This is a genomic window from Fibrobacter sp. UWS1, from assembly GCF_002300445.1.
Lineage (GTDB): Bacteria > Fibrobacterota > Fibrobacteria > Fibrobacterales > Fibrobacteraceae > Hallerella > Hallerella intestinalis.
On record NZ_NSGW01000001.1, the window covers coordinates 731,915 to 756,542 of the forward strand.

Genomic DNA, 24,628 nt, shown 5'->3' on the forward strand with positions numbered 1-24,628 from the left:
CTGAGGCATATTGACGACGACTTTCGTGGACGAATCATTTTCCGTGAAATTCTCCCGGATTTCCGTGCCGATGCCGGTGTAGTGGGTGGCGCGTTCCTTGGTTCATTCGGATGCACCCGTTTCCTTGCGCAGCCTCGTCTTCGAAATCCTTCTGCCCGAACCGTCGTAGAGCATCACGAGCTTCAGCGAATCGTCATCGATTTTTCTGACAAACTCCACCGGCATTCCCCGCCAGTCGTAGGCGATCTTCAAATTCTTCGACCTGTCCTCCACCAGGTTGCCGTCCCGGTCATAGACGAAAGCGCTGTCTGCGGACATGCCGCGGGTGTCGGCGCTGCCGCCCATGCCGTCGGACACGCGCATGAGCCGGTTCGTGCCGCCGTAGTAGCCGTATTCGCCGCCGGAGGCGTTGCCCACATTCCCGCCGCGGCGCTGCACCGCCATCCGGCCCTGGGCGTCGTAGGCGAAGACCTCGTCGAAGCCGTCCTGCTCCGAGTCGTCGGCCTCCACCAGGCGGTTCAATTCGTCGTAGGCGTAGCGCACGTCGCGGAGGTCGCCGTAGTCGCCGCTCCCGTGGGCAAGGCGGTGGACCAGGCGGCTCACGTTGCCGTTGTACTGGGGAGTGCAAGCCCCGTCACCGCAGTCCCCGTAGTGGAGGGTGTCGGCGTAGAGCTCCCCGCCCTCCGCGGAGACGACCGTCGCCGTCTTCAAAGCCCCGCCAATGTGGTAGGTGTAGGAGAGCACGAGCGAGTTGCCGAGAGTCACGGTCTTCACCCCGCCCGTCGGGAAGTATTCGTAGCGGGCAAGTTCCGTCTCGTCCGCCGTGCCGTTTTTCGACACGATCCGGCCGATGCGACCGTAGCGGTCGTAGGTGTAGGACTCCTTCACGCTGCGGGACGTGTCCGACCCGTAGGGGTACCTTGTCGTGGAGAGTGGTTTGCCGCCCAGGTCGTATGCGGTCTCCGTCCGGAGCGTCTTCAGGCTGTCGGCGGGGGCCGTCGGGTCGTAGGCGTAACTGGCGACGACGCGGCCGTACCTGTCGTGGGAGTAGGCCGTCGAGACGCGGATTACGCCGCCCGCTCCTGCCGTGGACACGTCGGAAACGACCGCCGTCACGAACCCCTTGCCGTGGCGGAACGCGTCCGGGGAGACTCCCTCCGGGTACAGCTCCACGCCCAGGGTGTCCCTGGGGGGCGTCCGGTCGTAGAACGTGCGGGTGACCGTGCCGGGGACGAGGCTGTCGGCGGAGGGGAGGGACTGGTGGCTCACGTCCTCAAAATAGATCCTGGCGGAGGACGGGTCAAGGGGGGACGCCCACTCGCCACGGAGGATTTCACGGTCCAGGGCGTCGTACACGTACACGCTGAAGCGCCCCGAATCCATCTGCCGCTGCGTCTGGGTGGCCCGCACACGACCGGCGATGTCGTAGTAGGTGCGGCTCTCCCCGGCGTCAGGCTCCACGCTCCCGACCACCCGGCCCTGGGAATCGTACTCGTAGGTGCCCGGCTCCACGCAGGAGGGCGGCCTGGGCGTGTAGGAGCAGCTCGCGGGCGGGTGGCGGCGGACGACGTTGCCCCGGGAGTCCAGCTCGTCCACGCCGCGGGAGAGGAGCGCTCCCGAACCGTCCAGGGCGCCGGAGACGATGGTGCGGCCCTCGCCGTCCTTCACCGCGAAGCTTCGGCGACCGTCCCTGTCCATGCGGAGTTCCCACAGGTGCGTGGGGTCCGCGTCCCGGCGGGCGTGGCAGTTCTCGCGGCCGTCGTAGGCGCGACCGCCGCACTCCGCGGAGACGGCGGATCCGAGACTTGCGGAATCCAGCAAATCCACGCCCGAAAGGTCCACCCCGGAAAGGAACACCCGGTCCACGTGCCCGCTGTCCAGGCCGTACGCGATACCCGGGAGGCCCCTGGCATCCTCCGTTGCCAGCGGATCCGGCTTCCAGCGGGTCTCCCCGTAGGGCTGGCCGCCGGCGTCGGGATAGTCCGGGCTGGACGCCGTGTAATAGAGTGCCGCCATGCCGGGGTTGCGGAGGGTGACCCGGCCCGGGTTGCAGCCCGATGCACCGGAGCAGCGGAGGCCGAAGGGGAGGTGGCTAAGCCAGGCGCGGCCCAACGCGTCCGGCTCCGACGAGGACACGAGCAGTTCCGCATCGCCGTCGTAGGTGCGCTCTTCCAGAGTCCCCCCGGACGCGTCGCTGAACCGGGTCCGGTACGTGGCCGGGCGGACGCTTCCCCCGGCCTGGAGAAGCGCGTCGTCCAGCCTCGAATCGGCCCGGGCGGTAAGCTCCAGGGCATGCTCCCTTCCGGCGGAGAAGAGGGATCTTTCAAAGAGAAGGGAGTCCTCCCGCCAGGACGGGCCGGAAGGAAGCTCCACCCTGCGGACGCAGGAATCACCCCGCCAGAGGTAAACGGAAAGGCCGCCCGAATGCCAGAGTCTGAAAACGGCCCCGCTGTCGGACAGCAGGCCCGCCGAGCGGGAGGGCAAAGACTGCCGGACGGAAGAACCGGAGGGAAGCTCCAGATGACGGGATCCCTGGGGGGAGCCGCCCCGGACGCTGCGGGACTCTCCAGATGCCGTCCAGCCGTGAAGCCATGCGCTTTCGAAGTCGCCACCGGAAAGGAGCTGCCCCTCCGAATAAATCACGCCGTCGGTGCGGTTGGCACTTTGGCGGGACAGGGGCGGACGGGGGTGGGACGGGAGACGCAGGGTGTCGCCGGTTACGGTGGTGACCGCAGCGAAGACAGGAGCGGAGGGGTCGGCCTCGCCGTAGAGGAGCTCTCCGCGAGATGAATAGACGGCCACGCGGGATGTAGCCGTAGAAATCCAGGGAGTGGCGGCCCCGTCCATGGCGGACCAGTCGTCCCCCAGCTCCCACGCATAGGAGGACTCGCTGCCGGAGGGGCAGTCCAAAAGGCACTGATCCAAAAGTCGGAAGGAAAGGGTCCGAATGCTGTCTGCCGGAATGCCATCGGCAAGGCGGAATCGGAAAGCGTGCCTGTCACCGGACGAGGTTCGAGACACGGAGAGGCCGCCGCCCAAATCCAGGGAATATCCCGCCATGGAAAGCGTATCGGACGAGACCGCAATTACAGGAACCCGCCCTGCAGGGTGCGCGACATAGAAGTCCACAAAGACGGGGCCCGAAAGGGAGGAGTCGCCGTCGTTCCGGATTTCCAGGGACACGTTCCCCACTCCCCCGGCCACCTTGAAGTATTCGGGATTCACGGTCTCCCGAACGGAGAGCCGCAGACTTTTTTCCGCATATCCCCCGCAGGGCCACTGGGCCGTCCCATAGACCAGACCGCCTTCCGAATCGAAAAGTGCCATTTTCGGATTCTCCATCGGTCCGGAAGATTCCTGCCAGCTGGCGAACACGCGACGGTCGTAGGGCTGCCAGTCGCCCCGGTGGACCGAGTAGGAGAGCGCTTCCGAGGGCAGTTTCGAACCCGGGGAGAGCGACGCGCTGTCCGAAAGGCGGATCCGGTAGGCGAACAGGTTCTCGCCGCAGCGTTCCGCGGATGCCGACGACACAACATCCTGAACGCGGTAGATGTCAAAGACGATGGACGAAGCGTCCAGCGTGTCGTCGCCATTGTAGTAGTAGAAGAGCTCGTAACCGCCCAACCCCGCGACGGCATTTCCCCGGTTCCAAATGTCGAAGCGGAATGTCGAGGCGTTCGACGTGGGAGATTCTTCCCAGAAGCGGACGGCAAGGTCGGAGTAGGGGTCGAAGGGGGGCTGCACCAACGAGGAGCTGGACGAAGACGGGGACGGACTCGACGAAGAGCCGAAAGAACTGGAGGAGGATGTTCCCGAACTGGAGGAGGCGTCCGAAGAACTGGACGACATTGCAGGCGCATCCTCGCAGGCACCCGCCCAGCCGGGCGCGCTTCCCCACAAAAGGCTGCCGTCGCCGTCGTAAAGGGGAACCTTGGGGGCGTAGCGACGGCGGCGCAGCGTGTCCCCCGCCCCGTAGAAATCCGTGACGCTCCAATCGTCGTCCTTCGCCATCCGGGAGGTGGTGCTGTACACGAAACCCGTCTTGCTGTCCAGATAGGAGCGGTTCGCCGCGAAAACTTGCGAAGACCTGCCCGTGTAACGCAGCCGGAAACGGCCCGAACCGCAATCCCGGTATTCCACGTCCATCCCGGGATTCGTGTACCAGTGGTGCGCCGCCGGAAGGGTGCTCCGTTCCCCGTGAACGCCGTAGTAGTCGTAATGCCAGCCCGCCGACAGCGTGACGGATTTTTCCGAATGGTTCACCACGCCGCTGGCCACATCCAGCTGATACTTCTTGAACCAGGTTTCGTCGCCAACAAGAATCGAAAGCCCGCTCACCGTGGTGTTCGGATGCAGACCGCCATCCAAGACGACCACCGTCCGCGTGACTGAGCTACTTGCCCCAAAGGAGTCCGTAGCCTTCACCGTGTAGGTGTATGTGCCGGGAGTCCTGACAGGACGTTGGCGAACCTCCCCGTTTTGGGAACGGATATAGACAACCCGCCGGTTCGCCGCCGTGTTCACGTTGTTTTTAAGGACATTTTCGTAGTCGTCCCAGTAGTCCGCCGGGGTCCCCACCTCCAGCCAATCGGGGGCGGATGTCAATTCCAGGCTCCACTCGTCCCCGTCACCGTCCGAAACAAGAGGTCGCAAAAAATAGTCCTCCCCCTCGTAGAGGGTGTCCGGCCCGGCACTCGGGAAGTGGATTTCCGGGGCTACGTTCTCCATGCCCTCCGTGCAAAAGCCGGTAATGCCGGAATCGGTCCTCACCTTCGAAGGGTCATAGCGGGTGGAGGCCGTCACCCGGGCCAGGGTGCAGCCCTCCGGGGAATACCAGCCGGGAGCGTTTCCCCAAAGGAGGTTTCCCGAATGGTCGTAGAGCGCCTCCACGGGATTGTAGAACAGGTTCCTGCGCATGGCGCGCGCCGTGTAATTGGTCGAAAAGCCCGCCATGGAATGGTCCACATAGGCGTTGCTGTTCGTCACCGGATCGTAGCCCGACTTCTCGTCCAGAAAAGCCGCCAGGTTCTTTTCCGGCAGAGGGGCGTAGTAGTCGGGATTGTTCGCACTGGCCACCTCGTTGTAGCCCACCCGGAATTCACCGCTCCCTTTACCAGCATCGAGAGTGACGGACGAAAGAAAACGATGACGGATGACGAAGTTCCCGTTCCCGCAGTCCAGCACCTGGAGGCAGGAGGAAGACGGTCTGCCCCACACCTTGACAACCGACTGGTTGCCGCCTTTGCGGGTCCCGTAATAGTCCACGTAGGGACTCTGCAAGGTTTTCCGCACCATGCCGACATTCTTAAGCGACGTGTAGATTTCCATTTGGCGGCCATAGCTTGCCGCAGGGTCCCGCATCATGACGGCGATGCCGCTGTCGGCGGCGGGAGGCCCCGAAACCGTGAACGCGTAGGGGACGTCGGCAAATTCCCCCGTCGCCGAATTGGTCACCCGGAAAACGCCGGAATACTCGCCCGCCGAGGGCGCCTGACCGGAAAGCTCCAGCCAGAAGTTCTGGTTGTTCTGCCAGTGGTCCCTCGCATTGTCCAGACCGGAATCGAAATCCGGGCGCCCGGAGGGCAAAAGCCAGGGAGCGTTGCCGGACAGGTTCGAAAGCGAATAGGGATAAGTCCCCTGGTGGCCCTCCGAGGAGCCGTTGCCGCTCACGCCGTCAATGTAAACGGATACGAACGCCCTTTCCCCAAGAAAGAACTGCCGGGGGGTCCCTTCGGCGATGCGGACGCCCAGTTCCCCGTAAGAGAAAGCGGAAAGCAGGAGCAGGAAAGCGAAAAACCGTTTCATCGTCCGCCTCCCGGAACGACCAGAAGGGTGTCCCCTCCGTCGTTAAGATATTCCCGATGGTGCGCCTTGAAACTGTTCCCGTCGTCATCCCGGACCTGTACCAGATTTCCCAGGGGATCGTATTCGTAGGAGCTGGAAAGGTTCCTCTCGGACACCAGGCGGACAAGGCTGCCGTAGCGGTCATAGACGAAGGTCTTCGCCTCGCCATCCGCCGGATAGACCCGCAGATACGACAGCAGGTAGCCGCCGTAAAAGGTCAGCTCGTATGGGAAACTCCGGACCGTATCCCGATGGGTTTCCCAGCTACGCCCCGATTTCCTGAACGCGTATTCGGCGACAAGCGGCTTGTCCGAAGGGGATTTCGCATAGCAGCGGACGTGGGCAATCCCGTCAAAACGGATGAAGGCGCCCTCCGTAACCCGGTAGCCCAAGGACTCGATGCCGCAATTGGTCATGGCGATGGTATCCCCATAGGGGACGATGCTCGCGACCTCCGAAAGCCCCGCCGGAAAGAAGATGCCCGTCTGGTACATCCCGTCGTAGGAATAGTGGCTGGAAGTTGTGCGACCGAAAGCGTCCCGGATTTCCCGAACCCGGTAGCGCCCGTCCACCTGATCAATCCTTGCACCGGCATAGGACTCCACGGGAGGGAAATCCTGCCCCGACGCCGGATCCGTGCTTTGGAAGGGGGCCGTCGTTTCCAGCAGGCCTTTTCCGGCAAGGATCTCCCGCGGTTCCCTGCGGCTTTTAAAGCTCCCCCAGCCCACAAGGGGACGCTCCCCGTTCGGATAAAGGGAGTCCGGCAAGAAGCGGAACGGGAAAATTTCGAAACTCCGCAGGCTGTCGTTCATGCGGATGGAATTCCAAGGAGAAGCGGAATCCACATCCCCCGAATAAAGCGCAGAGAGGAAATTCTGCGCAAGCATCCGGCGGAGGAACATCCCACGGGAAACAGCGGTATCTCCGTGGGCGATTCCATAGTGGGGCGCGTTCAGGGACAGCTTCCGCATCTCCTTGCCCGCACCCAGGGGAGTCCTGGCAAGGGTCGCCGTCGGGTTCCCGGTTATCGGGTCGTAAAGGTGATTTTCCAGTTTCGACTCCTGCCACAGGAAACGCCCGGAGGAGGGCTGGTTGTCATAGCCGGCATGGGACACGGAACCCACCTGAAAAACGGGATAGCGGATATGGGCAAATTCCTTGCGGGCCTCCGAACCGGCGGACTGCCGCATAAAAAGGTCCATCTTCTGTTTTTTGCACACCTTGCCTTTTCCCTGGAGGTCCGGATTCCCGGATTTGTCCACGCACTGCAAACGGTTTTCCGAAGACCATTTCTCCACCTGGCGCCCCACCTTGTAAAGAGCGCCCTCGACACCTTCGGCCTGCACGTCGGCGACATCCGGCACCACCGTCGAAAACACGGAACTGTCCATCTTGACCACAACGCCCCCGTCGCCGCCCCGGTGGAACACGGTCTTGTAGTTCCGTCCCAAAAAAGCGGTCAAGTCGTGGTATGTCACAGAACTTTCAAAATCCACGTCGCAGTTCTTCAAAGAGTAGTCCCCGTCGGAAGCCGCATCCAAATCGATGGGCATAGAGGCATAGGCGACCTGCCTGTATAGGATAGGGTAGAAATTTTTCTTCTGGCTGCGGAACCACAAAAGGTCCACGGCGGAGGTATCGTCCACATCCTTCGGCGTGACAAGGGAAAGGGAAAGCTCGTTGAACGCCTGCACGGAATCCAGGGTGCACAGGCTTTTAGCCGGAACAAAATGCCCGTCGCTCGCCATGGTTTCCACCTTTACATGTTTCACATACCCCGTTTCCGAAATCGTCCCGGAATAGAAGAACAGCGGAAGCAGCTGGTCGGGGAAGAGGATGACCGTCCGCGACTCCAACGAAGGGACGGGATTTTTCGCGGAATCCAGCAGGGACACCCGGACAATACGCCCCTTGTTGTTGTCAGGGTCGCTGGAAAGGGACGTGTGCAGCAGGTTGACTTTGATAAAAGGCTTCAGGACCTTCCGGGTTTCGGCATCCACATATCCCCGGGGGATTCCCGTTTCCGGCGTGATGTAGAAAAATTCGGAAGTCCCGTTCTTCGCGGAACCGTCCTCCGAGGAATTGGATACCGTCACCGTCGGATAAAGGACCTTGGCGCCCGGAAGAAGCATCAGGTCGTCGTCGTTGAAACCCACTATCCGCGAAACCGGCGGCAGGTGCAGGCCGGGCAAGGCGGTGGAGATTTTGTTCGTATAAAAACGGCTCCCCAGAACGCTCGTATAGGAAGAGTCGGCAAGTTGCGTCATTTCCCCGTCCGCATACCAGTAGTCCGTCCGGGAATGCACGCCCATGTCGTGGCGCGTCAGCCTTTTCACCCGCAAGTCGCCCACCCTGTATTCGGGAATCTCGGAAACTCCCCACAGGTAGCCGTTGCGGGCGTCGTTATCTTTCAGCGCCCACTTCTGCTTCTTGTTGATTTTCTTGGCGGCTTTCAAAAGGCCCGCCCACACGTCGTTCCACTCCCTGTCCAAAACAAGAATCCGGGAAGTGTCCGCCGGGCTGTCGATTTCCCTTCGCAAATTTCCGTCCCCCACGAGGGCCACGCTGCGAGTCCTGCTGCAACGCCCCACCCCGAACAGGCCGCACTTCACCTTCGTCCCCACCTGTGCCATCAAATTGAAGAACACGCCGTTCCCCGATTTCACCCCCAGCGAGTCCAGATATTCAAAACCGTTCCCGTTAAATCCCCGGGGCCTTTCCTTGTCCCAATAAGCGGCTCTCGGACCCAGGCACTGCTCGCGCCAGTACAGGGGCTTTACCTTGATGCAAAGCCCGGAGGCATCCAGGGAGTCGTCCACGCCAAAGCTTTTGCACTCGCCGAAATCGAAGAACTCGGCGGTCTTCTTCTCTTGCGCATAGTCCAAGGAACGCCCCAGCCTGTCCCGTTCGTATTCGATTTCCAGTTCCCCGCCCGCAGGATCCGTCACCTTGTTCAAACTCCAGGCCGCAGCACCGTAATCCGCAAAATCCTGATCCACCTTGCGGTTTTCCACATTCGCCCCATGGGACCAGAAACCGTATTCGTCGGTGGTGTTCGTCGAAGCCAGAATCGTGGCGTCCAGATCGCTGAAATTTTCAAAATAGTCCGGCCCGTACATATCGGCAACTGTCGAATCGTCGTTGGAAACGTTGCCCTGGAAATAGTCCATCCAGCCCTCCGGGGTACTTATCCGCGTGGGGCTCGCCGAAGGCGAGTTGTACGAAAAGCGGAAGGGTGGAAGGGAATAGCATTTGCCGTCGCGGCATCCCCTTTCCGTCAAAGAGCGGAGGGCGAGCTTGCCGAACAGGGCGGGCCTACCGGCATTTTCGCAAACCCCGATTCCGGCGGAATCCGGCGATTCGACCACCTGCCGGATGGAATCCGCAGCGGGGTATCTCCCCTTGCAGTAGGAATTGAGGGTCCTGGGCTGCAGGCTGTAATCGTAGTCGAAAGCGTATTCCCGATAGGCCTCCGCCTGGCCCTTCCGGTAGTAGGAAATTCCGAACAAATACCGCATCTGGTTGTCGTAATCCGAAAGGGCGGAATTGGAAAACGCCACGTCGGCCCAGTCGATGTAGGGATTCTGGTCCAGATCCCCGTTTTCCCCGAGCACCACCTCGTCCAAAGTCTGGAGCCGACTCTTCAGGGAATCCTCCAGAAAATAAAACTTCACGTTAACCGGTTCCGCCTTCAGCTTCAGCCGATACAGGCCAAGGCGGGATTCCTCTCCCGAAGTCCTGCCGTAGGAACCCGGCTCGATTTCGTAATCCGTAGGACCCGAAAAATGAAGCACAGTCCCCAGCTTGTCGTTTTTGAAGCCCAGGATTTTCGCATAGGTGAGAGATTGGTTGCGCTGCAATCCATGGACGCGGATTTTTCTGCCGGCATAAAGGCTTTCCAAAAATTTCTGCGGAACCGGGGAATTGAAATAGAGGTATTGGGGAAGGACCGTCATTCTTTGAACGGGAACGCTGCAGGAATCCGCCGCACCCTGCCCTCCGGGTTTACGAAACTCCTCTTGGGTTTCCGTGCCACGGCTTTCGATTTTCCAGCCCAGGGAAGCCTGCACCAGAATGGGGATTTCCGAATCTAAAGTTTCCCAGCCCTTGCCGTCCACCCGTTCCCCGACGTTCAATTCAAAATCCACCCGGTGGGAGGCCGTCTCTATGGATTTGAGATAGACGTATTCCTTGATGCCGAAGGATGCCTGGTACTTTCTGGAATCGCAACCTTCCGGCGTAAAGGCGTTCCTGGGCGAACGGAAATTCGGCAAAAGCGAGGCCTCCAGATCGGGCCGCGCATAGGGGGTTCGCCAGCGGTAAAGGGCTGGTTCCGTATAAGCGAACTTGACATGGTAGCCGATTTCCCTGTCCCCGATTTTCACATAGTCCGCGCCCCGGATTTCGGTAAGCAGCCACTGCGTCGCATAGGGGTTCATATTGACCGCATAAGAAAAGAAATAGTCCTTCGTCCAGCCTTCGTCGCCGGCAATGCAGGTCTCCTCGAGATGCCCGGAGCGGAAAAGAATGTTGTAAACATCCTTCACGTTGGCAAAGGGATTCAAGGCATGTTCCACGCCCCACTTGTGGAACGCCACAACCCCGTCCCACAGATTCTTCCAGAAATTTTCATACTTGCTGCTGGAACGGTCCGAGAAAAGGGGAACGCCCTTGTCCCGGTTGATTGAATAGTCCACCTTCAGGTAGGAGCGGACCGGCTGCTGAAAATAATAGCGCGTCCCGTCCGCATTCGTAACGACAAAGCCGGCCAACTTGCCCACGGGGCTTCCGTCCTCGAACAGGGGCTCTATCCGCCGCGCACCGTAAAGGGCGTATTCGAAATTCCCGATTCTCCGGCGGAGCAGGCGCTGCGAGGCGCTGTTCCTGGGCCGCACCCTATTCTCCCCGGCGTCATCGCTTTCAAAATAGCCTCCGCCCTCCCCGACAAACAGGAACTGCATCCCGCCCCGTTCTTCCGTCCCGTCCTTCGAATTGAATACCAGACGGTTCCCGTTGTTGCGGTAATTCGTCTGGTACATTCCATAGACGGAACATTCCCCATTGCTGCGCAGGCAATGGGCATAATCCTCGTATGCAGCGCTGCCCGTAGGGACCAGTTCCCCGGCAGAATCTTTCTTGAAATCGTCCGGGCAGGGCCAGTCGTCTTCACAATCCTCCAGAATTGTGGAATAGGATTCCACGCTGCCAAAGCCGTCGGTCTTTTCGTTGCTGAATTTTTTATACAGCCGGTGCTTTTCCCTGGCAAAGGGACGGAACGCGCCGCCGCCCCCTTCCGAAGACACAGAATAGATATCGTAAGCGGGACTCATGTCCTCGTCGCCCATGCTTTCAAGAGTCCGTCCCTTTATGGTCCATTTCCATGGAATCGACGCCCCCTGGGCCCTTTTCGCCGCAATGTCCGCATCGGGCAAGCCGTGGAACTCGTTGGTGTCGCCCACATCGATGGACGGGCCCGCCTGATACATATAGCCGTAGATGTATTCCGACGTGGCGGAGCGCATCCAGTATTCGTAAGTGGACTGGCTAAACGCCGAAGAAAAAACGCCGACATAGGTGGGGACGACGACGGCAAATCCGGCAGTCGCCGACTTGTTCGTTCCCCGGGACGACGAATTGGAAACGGCAAGCCCGCTCCCCCCGACGGAGAACCCGACACCGCCCGAACCCGCCGAAAGGCGAGAGCCCCTGTCGGAGACGCTCATGGACACCCCGTTACTCGACACGATCATCCCAAAACTCCTTTCCCCCCGTCCAAAGCCGACGCCGCCAGACACCCGGCCTCCGGAACTCACCTGCGCCCCCAAGGAAGCCCCTGCCGCCGAAAGGGATGCCCCCAAAGAAACCGAAGCGCGTCCGTCCCTCGTGGAAGCAGAAACCCCGAACTTCAAGGATGCCGCAGAGTTCAAACCGACGGACGCCGTCACTCCGACAGCCTCGCTCCCCACGGTAAAGCCCACGCCGCCCAAACCGGCAATCTTGGGACCGACGGTCGCCGAAAAGCCGACGGAACCGTTGCTGGAAAAAGTCTGGCCCACGCTGAACACGCCGTTGCTGAACCCCAGCTCCACGCCCCAGGTCTGCATCGAGGCATATTGGTAAATGAAGCCGAGAGTCCCCCCGTGGAACTGGTCGTCCGGGACACCGCGGACTTCCCGGTTGATGACCCCCGGATTCAGGCTCCAGCCAAGACCCACCCAGGACGCCTCCTGCTGCGGGGAAATTCCCGCCCGGTAGGAAAGGGAAAGCGGATAGTTCCCATAAGGTCCGGGGACCTCGCCAAGGGGGATCTGGTAGACAAAATCCCCCGTGGAAAGATCCACCATGTCCTTCAAGCCGGACGGGGCAAACTGGACGTAATCCGGCTGAACGGCCCCGCCCTGCAAGGCGAACGCCCGCAAACAAAGGACAAAAAGCAGGAGGGCGGTCTTCTTCATCTTGACGTTTTCCGCAGTTCCAGTCCGGAACAATTTTTAAGGGGAATTTCAACGGTGCCAATGCCGTGGTCCACGTTTTTCAAAAAGAGTTTCGCCTTTTCAGGGAAATGTTCTTCTGGGAAATGCTCAAACACCTTGAAAAAATATCCGTATTTCCCGTTTCGAAAGTTCCGATTCTTCTTTGGAGGACAGCCGGGAAAGTGTCCGCACCACCTACCAGAAAAACACCGTCAAATTCGACTCCCGCCTTGGGATGGACCGAAACGACGACCCTTTTCCCCTCTCCCAGCGGAGTGCCCCATTTCGCCCTTTCGTAAGATTCGGAAAAGGGCATGGCCGTCAGGCGGAAATCGCCACGCAGAACGGACGTGGAACAATCTTTTTCATAGCGGGCCACAAACTCCCCCGGCGGGTATTCCTTCGAACACGCTCCCAACAAAAGCAGCCCCAGTGGCATCAGCGCCTTACCATACGGACACGTCATCACTTGTACCGGGAGTTGAGAAAACGCACAAATTCTTCCGTCAAATCCGCCTTGCCTCCGTCTCCAAAAACAATGCTGCCGTCGCTTGTCGCAAAGACCACGTCCAGTCGGCTGCTCCTTGCAAACTCGTCCATCGCCGAATTGATTTTCCCGTACACGCCCTCCAATTTTTCCCTCTGCATTTTCAGGAGCGCGTTTTTTCTCGCTTCATTGAACCGTTCCAATTCCCCAATCCGGGCGGCGTGCTCCTTTTTCAATTCCAGCTTTTCCTTTACGGAAAGCTTTCCGTAATCCTTTTGAATTCGGGCTTCGAATGCCGCAAGGGAATCTTCAATAATCCTGGCCTCCGTCAGCCACCTCTCCTCCTCTACCCGAATTTCGCCCGAAGCCTTTTGGGACTCCCCAAAGGATTCAGAATTTTTTCCGTATTGACAAACCCGTAACGCACGTTTGTGGAATGGAAATAAACAGCGGCGGCAAGGCTCGCCAAAGCCAGGACCACGGCTGAAAAAAGTATCGCCTTTTCAAATTTCATCGGAGCGACTCCTGCAACCCGTTGAACTCTTTTGTCTTGTCCGCTTTTGTGCCAGAGCCGAAAACGATGGAATTGTTGTTGGACGCAAAAAGGACCGGGATGCCATTGGCGGCACAAAACTGCGCCATTTTCCCGTCGAGCATTTGCAGCTCCACGTCCATTTCCGCCTGCACCGCCTTCGATGCCGAATCAAAAGCCCGGTAGCGGGCAATGTTGCTTTCCAGATTCAGCAGTTCCAGCCACATCTCGCCCTCCTCCCGGTTCAAAGAAAGGGAATCCAGACGCCGGGCGATCGAATCCATAAGCCGGGAGTCCCTTCTTTTCCAATCTTCGTCAAACAGGGCGAGACGACGTTCAAGCGTCTGCAACGAGGGACGGGCAGAAAGCACCTTTTCCGATTCGATAAAATAAGGCCCCGCCGTCCTGTTCCACAACAAAGCCCCCGAGCAAACAAAAGAAACAAAAGCCAAAGCCAGCGCCAGCAAATCCATTTTAAGCATAGGAGAAAAGGTAAAAAAATATCGCCCGCCGAAAGGAAGCACGCGGCAAAGCTTCAGGATTTGCCGAATGCTGACACAGGCAAAAACGAACCCATGGCATTTTGCCATTCGTTGACTTTTGCCAATTCCGGGTCGTAGCGTTTTGCCATTCGTTGACTTTTGCCGATTCCAGCTCGTGGCATTTTGCCATTACCCGACTTTTCCCGATTTCGGCTCATGGCATTTTGCCATTCGTTGACTTTTGCCGATTCCGGCTCGTGGCATTTTGAATTGCTAACGGGATTTTACTTTGAATCCCAGAAAATTCGCCTTATCTTTACAAGCGGGGTTTTTGTTTGGTAAAAAAACAATTCAATATGGAGGTTCTTATGAACAAAATCAGAAACCAGGCGCGTGTAAACGAAATCGGCGGCATCGCCAATACGATTCTTCGGATTTACAGGGCGGATTCGTCGGTGCAGGAGGACGTCTATCTCAAAAACGTGATGGCGGAGGTGGAAGAGCTTTCGGGGAGGATTACGTCGGCGATTTTGCAGGACAAGGTCGTTTCGAATCTGGACGAAGCAGACTATATACGCGACGAGGCGCTGAGGGCGTTCGGCAAGCTCGTGGCCGGCTATTCCGCACATCCTTCCGACGAAAAAAAGAATGCCGCCCTAGCATTGAAAATCATCTACGACAAGTATACCAAGGCGGGAATCATCAACGCCAGCTATGTGGAAGAAAGTTCCATGCTGGAAAGCTTTTGGGAAGAGCTCTCCTCGGCGGAAGCCCAGGCGAACATGGAAAAGCTGGACGGTGTTTCGGAACTGGCAAACAACATCCGTGCGGCGCAGGATTCTTTCAATGAAGCCAACGACGTTTATGCGAAATCGAAAGGCTCGAAGACAGAATGTGCCACCTACCTTAAAAAGAGCATCCTTTCAATCTTTAACGAGCAAATAGAGCCTTACCTTTCGGCTATGGCTTTAATCGGGAATACTTCTCTTGCGGAATTTTCTAAAAATTTGGACTCGGAGATATCCCGCCTGAACGAGAGCATCGCCAAGCGCCAAAAGAAAGGCCCCAACGCGGAAGAAAATTTGGCAGGAGATAGGGCGCAGGCGTAAATTTTCCTTCCAATATATCCAAAACCAAAACGCTTTCTGCTCCCTGCCGCTTTAATAACGGCGCTTCGGAACGGGAAACGTCTTTTTTTGGTGGGCGAAAAGGACTTGCGGGCAATCTTCGACTAATCGATAAAAAAACGGAAGCTCCCTATTTTATCCGGCAATCGCCAAAAATATTCCCGACGGAATTTCTATTTTCAAAAATGAACTTTTCCCTAGAGTAAAAAAATGTCTGAAAAACAATCAAACCGATTGACAAAACAATAAAAAAGTTCCCACGGCGCGGTTGGAATTTTCGGAAACGAAGCAAAAATTCACGATGCGGCAGTTTCGGAAATTTCAAAATACTCGAAAACTTGTTTAGAAAACGAATTCCCAAAATTGACATTTCGTTACAGAGAGAGCCTTTCTAAAAAAGAAATCAACAACGCTTTGCAAAAAATAGATAAAAATTTAGGGACCACATTATTTGTTCTGGATTCTAAAATAAAACCGGACGGAGGAATCATTGAAGTAAAAGATGATGATGGAAATTGGCGTGTGAGCGCATAAGAATATCGCCGAAATATCAAACTACATGTTAAGCGAATCCTATTTTCCTTATCTATTATTTTTAGAAGGTTCAAATTTTTTGACACAGATTGTAAAAGTAAAAAGACCTGACGGAAGACGATGGGACGGAAACGCCATTTTGAAGATTATGTTGGAGATTTCTAGAACTTCCTTAAAAATTTTGGGTTCTGATTTATTTGCGCAACTCACAGGCAAAAAATAACGGGGATTTACCGTGGCAAGAAACATTTCCCATCATTTACTGGACGATGCCAAGACAAATAAAAAAGATGAGTTTTACACCCAGCTGGCTGATATTGAACGAGAATTAAAACATTACAAAAACCACTTTCAAAATAAGGTAGTCTATTGCAATTGCGACGACCCCAGAAGCAGCAATTTTTTCAAATATTTTGTTTTGCATTTCAAAGAGCTGGGATTGAAAAAAATTATCGCATCCTGCTATAAAAAATGGGAATATGATTTATTTTCTCCAGAAAATTTTCACCATGCGTTTTATTATGAATACACGGGAAAAGAAAATCCTACTCCATCAGCCAATGAACTGAAAGCTTTTAATAGCGATGGCGACTTCCGCAGTGAAGAAAGCGTCCGCCTTTTAAAAGAATCGGATATTGTGGAGACAAATCCGCCATTTAGTTTATTCCGAGAATATGTGGCACAGCTGATTTTTTACAAAAAGCAGTTTTTGATTATCGGCAACATCAACGCCATTACATACAAAGAAATTTTCAATCTGATAAAAGATAACAAAGTTTGGCTTGGCATCCATTTAGGAAGAGGTATTTCCGGGTTTATTGTCCCAGAGCATTACGAACTCTATGGAACAGAAACGAAAACATCCCTCTCACCCAAAAATACTACGGCAACGAAAGCCGCTATCCGGATTATGACAATTATAATGGGATTAATGTGGACAAAACAAAAGACATTCCCATGGACTATAAAGGCGTAATGGGCGTTCCGATTACCTTTTTGCACAAATTCAATCCCGCCCAATTTGAAATCATCAAATTCCGAAAGGGCGACGACGAAAAGGATTTGACCATCAACGGAAAATCTCCCTATTTCCGCATCCTCATCAAAAACAAGCAGATTGTCGATTAAGCATTTCCTCAAAGAAAATAGCGGTGAAGCAATTCGTAGCGGTAAAAAATTTCCATTTTTCATCTAAATTGATGATAAAATAATTTTTATTGTTGAAACGCAAATTTCTTGCTGATAATATCAAGTATGGAGTCTAACGTGAAGGAATCTTTGCCGCAGAAAATGTTCTACTACTTTGATGAGTCGGGGAATCCGAAAATTCTAGGACATCGCGGCAAGAACCTGTTGAACGAAGGTTTAGTGAGCAAGACCTTTTCTGTCGGTTATGTGGAGATGTATAATCCGCATCAATTGCAGATTGATCTAGAAAAGCTACGCAAGGAATTGATGAATGATGAATACCTAAAGGCTGTGCCATCTTTGCAAAATCTTAAGAATGGTTTAAAGTGGTTCACTTTTTCCAACAGAAAAAATTGATTTCTTAGTTGAATTAGTCCGACCTAGGCGACCTTGTCTAGCCGAACCTTTTTGAAATATACATCCGATGGCGTGTTCCAGCCAAGGGATGAATGCAGTCGTACATCATTATAACGCGCCAAATACGCCTCTAGACCTTGTCTGCATTCCGTCACGGTCTCGTATCCCCTGATGTAGATATCCTCCTGTTTGAGTGTTCTCCAGAATCGTTCTACGAATATGTTGTCATAAGCTCGGCCTTTGCTGTCCATGCTTAACCTTGTCGGGCATCCGTCCCAATTGAAAATGCTGGTAAACTGTTCCGACGTGTACTGGCAACATTTCTGCCTGCGTTTTTACGACAGGCAATTTGCCGAAAACAAGCTGCCGGGCATTTCCTATTTCGCCCACGCCCTTTGCATTTTGACACCGGCTGCTAAACTTCAATCATGACGGCGGAAAGGGAACTCTCCTTGCGCGTTCCCGAACCCGGAAAATCGCAGCCCTGCCCGCGACTCCAGGCGATTTTTGCAGACGGGAATTTTTGCCGGACAGTCCGCAGCGTTTCCTTGGAAAAGCCAGCCAACGAAAACCCGCTGTAATTGGAACTGGAAAGGAAAAAGCCGCCGGGCGCAAGGACTTCTGCCACTTCGGCAACCAGTTTCTGGAAATCCGTTTTGACCGAAAAGACTTTTCCCCGATTGCGCGAAAAGCTCGGCGGATCCAGAATTACGCCGTCGAAACGCAATCCCTTGCGCACACACCAATCCAGATATTCCCGACTGTCGCCCTTGAAAAATTCCCCTTTCTGCGGGTCGATGCCGTTCAACCGGTAATTTTCCCGGCCCTTGTCCAGAATTTTCCCGCTGATGTCCGCATTTACCGCCCGCAGCGCGCCGCCGACTCGAGCATGCACGGAGAAACTGCAAGTGTAGCTGAACAAATTCAGGATGTTTTTCCCGCGGGAACGTTTTTCCACATCCAAACGCCCGTCCCGCATATCCAAAAAAAGCCCCGGATTGACCGTGTCCAAGAGATCCACCTTGAAAAGGCAATTCCCCTCCCGAACGACAGTCGCGCTATCCGCCGTTTCGCCGGACTCCACTTGCATCTGCGGTTTTTCCAGCGACTCTCCCGAACTGGAAAGCCGAAATTTGGACACCAGAAATTGCGGTTCCAAAAATTTTCGGACGGCGGCGGCAATCGCCTCCTTTTGTCCAAGCAAATCCGGGCCGAAATACTGGATTTGAAAATGCTCGGCATATTTGTCCACGGCGACACCTGGAAAACCGTCGTCCGCGCCATTGACTATGCGAAAAGCATCCGTCAAATCCATCAGCGGAATCCGCTTGGCGTAAGCCTTTTCCAGCAGACGGACAAAATAATCGATAGAATGATTTTCGTCGGCCATCGCAAAAGCGCTACTTCTTTGAATCCAGCTGCAAGACCTGCTCGACAAACTCGCCCACTTCCTTGAACTCGCGATATACGGAAGCAAAACGGACATAGGCGACAGCATCGACTTTGCGCAAAGCTTCCATCACTAAATTGCCGATAGCGTCATAGCGCACTTCCTGACTTTCGCTGAGCACAAGAGCATTTTCCACATCCGTCGCAATGTCTTCAATCGTCTGGCGGCTCACCGGCCTTTTTTTGCAGGCGGCTTCAAGCCCCGCAAGAAGTTTCTCCCTCTGAAAAGGCTCGCGACAGCCGTCTCTTTTTACAACGGTCAGCGGCGTCATTTCTACATATTCGTAAGTGGTAAACCGTTTTCCGCACTCCAGGCATTCCCGGCGGCGGCGAATGGAAAGCCCGCTGGAACGGCTATCTACAACTTTGTCGTGTTCGCTACGGCAATAAGGGCAAATCATACGCTCGGAATATAGATTTTTCGCCAAACCTTTGCTAACTTTTGGTTGAAATTTTTTCTGGAGAACACTATGGACATCCCGGAATCTTCCAATTTTATCCAAGACATCATCGTCAGCGATTTGAAGACTGGCAAGCGAGACCACGTACTCACCCGATTCCCGCCCGAACCGAACGGTTACATCCATATCGGACACGCCAAAAGCATCTGCCTAAATTTCGGCACCGCCAAAAAATTCGGCGGCAAGACCAATCTCCGCTTTGACGATACGAACCCGACCAAAGAAGATACGGAATACGTCGATGCGATTTACAACGACGTGCATTGGCTCGGTTTCAACTGGGAAGAGCCCGTCCATTATGCGAGCGACTACTACGGCAAACTTTACGAATTCGCCGAAAAGCTCATCATGCTGGGCAAAGCCTACGTCGATGACCTCTCTCCGGAAGAAATGAAGGACTACCGCGGAAACGATGCGGGCAAGCCTTCCAAGCCCTCGCCCTACCGGGACAGGAGCGTCGAAGAAAATCTGGATCTTTTCCGCCGGATGAAAGCCGGGGAATTTGCCGACGGCGAAAAGACGCTCCGCGCCAAAATCGACCTCTCCAGCCCCAACATGAATATGCGCGACCCGGCGATTTACCGCATCAAGCACGCCACACACCACCGCACTGGAGACGACTGGTGCATCTACCCGATGTACGACTATGCGCACCCGCTTTCGGACTGGATGGAGGGCATCACCCATTCCATCTGCACGTTGGAATTTGAAGCGCACCGTCCCCTTTACAACTGGTTCCTGGAATCCCTCGGGCTTTCCAATCTCCCGCAACAGATCGAATTTGCCCGCCTGAATCTTTCTTACACGGTGATGAGCAAGCGCAAACTGCTGGAACTCGTCAAAAGCGGGCGTGTCATGGGCTGGGACGACCCCCGGATGCCGACCGTATGCGGACTGCGCCGCCGTGGCTACTCGGCTGCTTCCATCCGTGAGTTCTGCGACCGGATAGGCATATCCAAAGCGGACAGCATGGTCGATATCAACCTGCTCTATTTCTGCATCCGCGAAGAGCTGAACAAATCCGCCAAGCGCGCCATGGCGGTTCTGGACCCGATTTCCGTCGTCATCGACAACTGGGAAGACGGCAGGACCGAAGAAGTCGAAGTGGAAAACAACCCGGAAGACCCGAACGCCGGAACCCGCAAAGTCCTCTTTGGCAAGGAGCTCTTCATCGAGCGGGACGACTTCATGGAAAATCCGCCCAAAAAGTATTTCCGCTTGAAACCGGACGGCGAAGTTCGCCTCAAGGGTGCCTATTTCATCAAATGCGAAAGCGTGGAAAAGGACGAAAGCGGCAATGTCACCCGCATCCACTGCACCTACGACCCGGCGACAAAGGGCGGCGACTCCCCCGACGGCAGAAAAGTCAAAGGCACCATCCACTGGGTCTATGCGCCCGCCGCCGTCAATGCCGAAGTCCGCCTTTACGACAACCTCTTCACGCTGGAAAATCCGGGCAACGTCCCCGAAGGCAAAGACCCGCTGGACTTCATCAACCCGGATTCCCTGGTCATCAAACAGGCGAAACTCGAACCGACGCTCGCCAACGCCACTTTGGACGACCGCTTTCAATTCATGCGGCAGGGATACTTCTGCTTGGACAGCCAAGACTCCAAGCCCGACCATCTGGTGTTCAACCGCACCGTGGGACTCAAGGATTCCTGGGGCAAAGCGCAAAAGTAGGCGTTTACAAGGGTAAACGATAATCCGTCCATCATTTATCTAAACATCCCCGATTTAGATAAATTATGAACAACCAAACACTCCCCCTTACGTCCTCCGAGGTCTCCTTTCCTCGAGGACGTTTTTTATAGGCTTTTTTATACGCAAGGGCGTGCCCCGGCGGATTTTCAACAAAAGGCAGTCGCCACTCCGCCCCAACGCAGCGGGGGTAAAAACAGGCAACAGGCGGCATCCTTACTAAAAACGGGCGCAGGATTTGTTATTGCGGGAAATGGACATAGAGTCCGTCACCCCGAGGAGAGAAACAAAGAAGCAATGACGAATCGACTGTCCACTTATCGGGGTGACGAGGCGATTAGAAGGGATAGAGGCTTCAAAGAGGTAAAGGCCAGCCCAATTCACCCTATCCCCTGCAGAACTCTTAGATATAAATCCTTTCAAAACGCCCACTTCGGGTGTCCGAGCGGCCGAAAGGCTGCCGAATCCGTTCGGGAAACCGATTTGGCGGTTATGAAAAGCCGCTTTCGCCGGAGGGGGATTTTCTACTGACTAGGAAAGCTTCTTTTCGTTGAAGGAAGGATTTCTACTGACTAGAAATGCCGCTTTCGCCGGAAGAGGACTTTCTACTGACTAGGAAAGCTTCTTTTCGTTGAAGAAGGAATTTCGAAATTTTTAAAAGGATGCTTCGTTTGGGACTTATATGCAATGTTCCGCAAGAATAGTCTATTGTCCCAAGAGGGGTGCTGTAATCCTAGGCGGGAATGGCGTTTTTCTTCGGGAAATGAATTTTTTACGCCTACAGGCAACGTTTCATAAAACCGTGAAATGGAATTTTAAACTTTTCGCCGGCGGCAGCAGCCATTTGAGCGGCCTGCCTGTCGGCAGACAGAGGTGCTTGCGGAACTCGGCGATTTATTGCTCTAGTTGAGAATCGCCCATGTGAACGGCAATACTCATGCACACAAAAATTGCTTCGCCGCTTCGCTCCCCGCAATGACAAAGCCGGCGTTCACTCCTTGAAGGGGATGCCTCGCTTCTTGCCGCAAGGAGGGGATCGCATTTTCCGCAGAATCGTGTTTTTTCTTATTGCTGAGTCCGCCGCAGCAGGGAATCCCCCCTATCCTTGAAATTCTTCTCGAAAGTGTCGGGCTTTATGGGCAATTCTTACGGCGGGATTTCGTCCGTCATTGCCGAATTTCGCGTTAGGGATAGTGACCCGCAGGGCGGAGAGGCGTTTTACGCCGCTCCGTTTTAACAGCGTCCGGCGCGCTTCTTTGGGAGCCGCACGGGACGCGTTAAAATATAGCCCGACCTTGCCTACGGCAAGGGAACGCCCTTATTCCTGCCCGCACAAATACATCGCCGCCGATTTTTGGAAACAGAATCTTAAAGGGCCGCCTTTATTTGAAAACGAAAATCCCCGCATTCCCCAACCCAATTCAAAACCAGAAAAATCTATTTTTGAACTACTTTAAAAGGAGTGTTGAATGAAACTTTTATCCAAAGCCTGCTTCCTTGCAGGAATTTCCTTGGCATTCGCCCAAGCGCAAGTCAGTTTTTCCCCAGTAACTTCGGGAGCGACGGAATCCGCCCAAAAGCTCTATAACTTTTTGGCGACGAACTACGGCGTCAAAACCGTATCGGGCATGATGACCGGCGACGTCAATACGTCATCCGTCCAAACTCTCCTCGACGTGGACGCCTTCTATACCCGGACAGGAAAATACCCCGCCCTGGTCGGCTTCGATTTTCTGTTCGCCACCGGAGTCAAAGCCTCGGACGGGTGGTATCAGACTTACACGGAAAACATCATCGAAGCGGCAAAAGAACTCTGGAGCTTGGGCGGCATTCCCGCTTTTACCTGGCACTGGAAAGACCCGAGCGACCAGATAGACGCCTTCTACACAAAATCCGGCAACGCGAACGAATACACCGAATTCGACTTCACCCAAGGATTCACCGATCCGAGCTGCACTTCAAATTGCAGCTGGAACACGACTTCGACAACTTATCAGCAGCTCGTTTCCGACATCGATGAAATCGCCGACTACTTTTTGCAATTGCAAAACGCCGGCGCAGCCGCCGTATTCCGTCCCGTACACGAAGCGAGCGGAACCTGGTTCTGGTGGGGAGACAAAGGCGGAGCCGCATTCCAGGCACTTTACAACCTGATTTACGATGAAATGGTCAATGTCAAAGGCGTGAAGAACCTCGTCTGGGTCTGGAACCCGGAATATGCGACAGACACCGACTGGAATCCGGGAACGGCAAAATACGACATCGTGAGCCTCGACATCTACGAAGCCTGGAACTATTCGACCAAATACATTTCGGCATACCAGACGCTCTCCCAAAATTTCCCGGACAAAATTTTGGCCATCTCCGAAAACGGCCCGATTCCCGATATGTCCGTCATGGCGGAAAACAACATCAAGTGGTCCTGGTGGATGCCGTGGTACCAGACTTGGGATGGCAACTTCCTGGATCAGACCGTCGATCCCGTCTGGAAAGCGAACGTGGAAAGCCCCTGCACCATCACTTTGGAAGACATGCCCGGCTGGAACAGCTACAGCATTTCGCAATCCACCGTCGCCGCCTGTGAAGTCGGCTACAAGCTGGCCGATCTCGACACCGCGCGCCCCGTCGCCGCCGACATCTTCCCGGGCGACACCGCGACCAACGGCTGGCTGCGGGTCAAATTCAACGCCGGACTTGAAGACACCGCCAACGGCAACGTCGTCATCAAGCAGGGCGCAATCGACCTCTCTTCCGAATCACAAATCACCCTGACTGCCTACAACACGAACGCGCAGTCCGGCATCTGGTTCACCATCGCCTTCCTCGGCAACGAAAGCACGGACTGGGCCTGGGCACAGCCGGACGGCTGCTGGATCAATCCGGGGGACTCCACCGTCTGCGAAATCAACTTGGCAACGACCGCAAAGGGGACGCAAGTCCTCACCGGCAACGACTACACCACCTTCATGAAAAACATTTCCAAAGTGTATATCGAAATTTTCCAGGTCGGCTACTCCGGCCAGATATTCTTCGACAACGTCAAAGCGGGTTCGACGACCATCAACGACTTTGAAAATACCGCACAGAAAATTTCCAACGAGGAGGCGCACAACCTCGTCGTTGCGGAAATCATCGGCAAAGGAAAATCCGCCGCCATCCAGCAGCATACCGCCAGCGCATTCCGCATGGAACTCCACGGAAAAAATCTTTCCGTCGCCCTCCCCATCCCCGGAATGGCAAGCATCGACCTCTTCGACCTGAACGGCAATCTCGTCAAAACGCTCCACCGCGGAAACCTGAGCGCAGGCATTCACACCACTTCGCTCGAAGGCATTCGCCACGGCAACTACATTCTCCGAGCCAAAGGCGCATTCGGCGTATCCGCTCGGCAAATCCGCATTCACTAGAACGCAAACGAAAATCGCAAAGCCTCCCCGCCGGAGGCTTTTTTTGTTGTGCAGGTTTGGGCGTTGCCCGCCGCAAGCGCCGTGCCGCTCCCTAGCGTTATCGCCGGACAAAAGCCCGTCGTCCGTTCAGCCAAATTTCCAGAAATTTGTCCGAACCCATCCGGGCGTCGGTCGCTAACGCAATCCGAAAAAGTAGATTCAAGTCCATAGCTGGCAATCAGCAATTAAGAACGCAAATAAAAAATCCAAGCAAACACCATCCGCTTTTCCAAATCCCGGCACCATTCAAATCGCAGATAGATTACAACGCACAAATCTCTTTATCAAATAGACAACTAGATTCAAAGGAATTCCCCGATTCAGCATTTTGCGGGCAATCCGGGTAGAGGCGTTCTGTTAGCCATCAAAGCTCCCCTAGGAACGTCCTCTTTCCAAGCCGATCCCGAGGCCTTCCTCGTATTTTGCGGCGAGGGCCTTCTCTTCGGCGTCAGCGATGGTCTCGTAGCCGTAGGCTTCGGATGTCTTGATGAAGTCCATTTTGAATTCCTCTTTCTCTTCTTTCGGGAGCAGCTTCTTTAAATATAGA

At 55.2% G+C, this 24,628-nt stretch carries 15 protein-coding genes and 2 pseudogenes; 7 read left to right on the plus strand and 10 right to left on the minus strand.

What is annotated here, in order from left to right; genetic code table 11:
* Positions 1–102 precede the first annotated feature (102 nt).
* From BGX14_RS03080 to BGX14_RS03100, 6 genes are all read right to left on the minus strand, one after another.
* Positions 103–5,805 (minus strand): hypothetical protein, encoded by a 5,703-nt coding sequence (locus BGX14_RS03080; protein WP_095879023.1) that lies wholly within the window; start codon positions 5,803–5,805, stop codon positions 103–105.
* On the minus strand, positions 5,802–12,299 hold the full coding sequence (locus BGX14_RS03085) for an RHS repeat domain-containing protein (protein ID WP_095879024.1): 6,498 nt from the start codon (positions 12,297–12,299) through the stop codon (positions 5,802–5,804). Before BGX14_RS03085 ends, BGX14_RS03080 begins: the two co-directional genes overlap by 4 nt.
* 79 nt (positions 12,300–12,378) lie before the next feature.
* The gene (locus BGX14_RS03090) at positions 12,379–12,786 is read right to left on the minus strand and encodes a hypothetical protein (protein ID WP_143394102.1); all 408 of its coding nucleotides are present in this window, start codon (positions 12,784–12,786) and stop codon (positions 12,379–12,381) included.
* Positions 12,783–13,160: an OmpH family outer membrane protein gene (locus BGX14_RS03095; RefSeq protein ID WP_095879026.1), complete on the minus strand. Its 378-nt coding sequence runs from the start codon at positions 13,158–13,160 to the stop codon at positions 12,783–12,785. Before BGX14_RS03095 ends, BGX14_RS03090 begins: the two co-directional genes overlap by 4 nt.
* Positions 13,151–13,318 carry a hypothetical protein gene (locus BGX14_RS15460; RefSeq protein WP_158223211.1) on the minus strand — a complete coding sequence of 56 codons (168 nt, stop codon included), beginning with the start codon at positions 13,316–13,318 and terminating at the stop codon, positions 13,151–13,153. The genes BGX14_RS03095 and BGX14_RS15460 overlap by 10 nt, the downstream gene beginning before the upstream one ends.
* Positions 13,315–13,818 (minus strand): hypothetical protein, encoded by a 504-nt coding sequence (locus BGX14_RS03100; protein WP_095879027.1) that lies wholly within the window; start codon positions 13,816–13,818, stop codon positions 13,315–13,317. Before BGX14_RS03100 ends, BGX14_RS15460 begins: the two co-directional genes overlap by 4 nt.
* 368 nt (positions 13,819–14,186) lie before the next feature.
* Here BGX14_RS03100 and BGX14_RS03110 point away from each other — a divergent pair, with 368 nt between their 5' ends.
* The 4 genes and pseudogenes from BGX14_RS03110 (at position 14,187) to BGX14_RS03125 (ending at position 17,024) form a co-directional block, all read left to right on the plus strand.
* Complete coding sequence (locus BGX14_RS03110) at positions 14,187–14,927, plus strand: DUF6261 family protein (protein WP_143394103.1); 741 nt, start codon at positions 14,187–14,189, stop codon at positions 14,925–14,927.
* A gap of 291 nt (positions 14,928–15,218) precedes the next feature.
* A pseudogene (locus tag BGX14_RS16415) lies at positions 15,219–15,702 on the plus strand (EcoRI family type II restriction endonuclease).
* 12 nt (positions 15,703–15,714) lie between these two features.
* Positions 15,715–16,607: pseudogene (locus BGX14_RS03120) on the plus strand (adenine-specific methyltransferase EcoRI family protein).
* 126 nt (positions 16,608–16,733) lie between these two features.
* Positions 16,734–17,024, plus strand: coding sequence for a hypothetical protein (locus tag BGX14_RS03125; RefSeq protein WP_073306326.1), 291 nt, complete (start codon positions 16,734–16,736; stop codon positions 17,022–17,024).
* A gap of 23 nt (positions 17,025–17,047) precedes the next feature.
* On the opposite strand, the gene BGX14_RS03130 is transcribed toward BGX14_RS03125, so the two are convergent.
* Positions 17,048–17,275 carry an integrase core domain-containing protein gene (locus BGX14_RS03130; protein WP_078777452.1) on the minus strand — a complete coding sequence of 76 codons (228 nt, stop codon included), beginning with the start codon at positions 17,273–17,275 and terminating at the stop codon, positions 17,048–17,050.
* Here BGX14_RS03130 and BGX14_RS03135 point away from each other — a divergent pair.
* A complete protein-coding gene (locus tag BGX14_RS03135; RefSeq protein ID WP_095879030.1) occupies positions 17,274–17,456 on the plus strand; it encodes a hypothetical protein in 183 nt (60 codons plus the stop codon). The two genes, BGX14_RS03130 and BGX14_RS03135, sit on opposite strands and share 2 nt — an antisense overlap.
* On the opposite strand, the gene BGX14_RS03140 is transcribed toward BGX14_RS03135, so the two are convergent.
* Complete coding sequence (locus BGX14_RS03140) at positions 17,440–18,414, minus strand: class I SAM-dependent rRNA methyltransferase (RefSeq protein ID WP_233126384.1); 975 nt, start codon at positions 18,412–18,414, stop codon at positions 17,440–17,442. The genes BGX14_RS03135 and BGX14_RS03140 overlap by 17 nt on opposite strands.
* 10 nt (positions 18,415–18,424) lie before the next feature.
* Positions 18,425–18,874, minus strand: coding sequence for a transcriptional regulator NrdR (gene nrdR, locus BGX14_RS03145; protein WP_073306330.1), 450 nt, complete (start codon positions 18,872–18,874; stop codon positions 18,425–18,427).
* A 69-nt stretch (positions 18,875–18,943) separates the two neighbouring features.
* Here nrdR and BGX14_RS03150 point away from each other — a divergent pair, with 69 nt between their 5' ends.
* Positions 18,944–20,617, plus strand: a complete 1,674-nt coding sequence (locus BGX14_RS03150) for a glutamine--tRNA ligase/YqeY domain fusion protein (protein ID WP_095879031.1) — start codon at positions 18,944–18,946, stop codon at positions 20,615–20,617.
* Positions 20,618–22,104: 1,487 nt separating this feature from the next.
* The gene (locus BGX14_RS03160) at positions 22,105–24,042 is read left to right on the plus strand and encodes a glycosyl hydrolase (RefSeq protein ID WP_095879033.1); all 1,938 of its coding nucleotides are present in this window, start codon (positions 22,105–22,107) and stop codon (positions 24,040–24,042) included.
* Positions 24,043–24,456: 414 nt separating this feature from the next.
* On the opposite strand, the gene BGX14_RS16260 is transcribed toward BGX14_RS03160, so the two are convergent.
* Positions 24,457–24,579 (minus strand): hypothetical protein, encoded by a 123-nt coding sequence (locus tag BGX14_RS16260; protein WP_255404473.1) that lies wholly within the window; start codon positions 24,577–24,579, stop codon positions 24,457–24,459.
* Between the last annotated feature and the right edge of the window lie 49 nt (positions 24,580–24,628).

Bases quoted from the DNA above. Each gene is read 5' to 3' on its own strand.
- BGX14_RS03080 (WP_095879023.1), bottom strand. From the start codon at position 5,805: ATGAAACGGTTTTTCGCTTTCCTGCTCCTGCTTTCCGCTTTCTCTTAC.
- BGX14_RS03085 (WP_095879024.1), bottom strand. From the start codon at position 12,299: ATGAAGAAGACCGCCCTCCTGCTTTTTGTCCTTTGTTTGCGGGCGTTC.
- BGX14_RS15460 (WP_158223211.1), bottom strand. From the start codon at position 13,318: ATGAAATTTGAAAAGGCGATACTTTTTTCAGCCGTGGTCCTGGCTTTG.
- BGX14_RS03100 (WP_095879027.1), bottom strand. From the start codon at position 13,818: ATGCTTAAAATGGATTTGCTGGCGCTGGCTTTGGCTTTTGTTTCTTTT.
- BGX14_RS03110 (WP_143394103.1), top strand. From the start codon at position 14,187: ATGAACAAAATCAGAAACCAGGCGCGTGTAAACGAAATCGGCGGCATC.
- BGX14_RS03125 (WP_073306326.1), top strand. From the start codon at position 16,734: ATGGAGTCTAACGTGAAGGAATCTTTGCCGCAGAAAATGTTCTACTAC.
- BGX14_RS03135 (WP_095879030.1), top strand. From the start codon at position 17,274: ATGCTTAACCTTGTCGGGCATCCGTCCCAATTGAAAATGCTGGTAAAC.
- BGX14_RS03130 (WP_078777452.1), bottom strand. From the start codon at position 17,275: ATGGACAGCAAAGGCCGAGCTTATGACAACATATTCGTAGAACGATTC.
- BGX14_RS03140 (WP_233126384.1), bottom strand. From the start codon at position 18,414: ATGGCCGACGAAAATCATTCTATCGATTATTTTGTCCGTCTGCTGGAA.
- nrdR (WP_073306330.1), bottom strand. From the start codon at position 18,874: ATGATTTGCCCTTATTGCCGTAGCGAACACGACAAAGTTGTAGATAGC.
- BGX14_RS03150 (WP_095879031.1), top strand. From the start codon at position 18,944: ATGGACATCCCGGAATCTTCCAATTTTATCCAAGACATCATCGTCAGC.
- BGX14_RS03160 (WP_095879033.1), top strand. From the start codon at position 22,105: ATGAAACTTTTATCCAAAGCCTGCTTCCTTGCAGGAATTTCCTTGGCA.
- BGX14_RS16260 (WP_255404473.1), bottom strand. From the start codon at position 24,579: ATGGACTTCATCAAGACATCCGAAGCCTACGGCTACGAGACCATCGCT.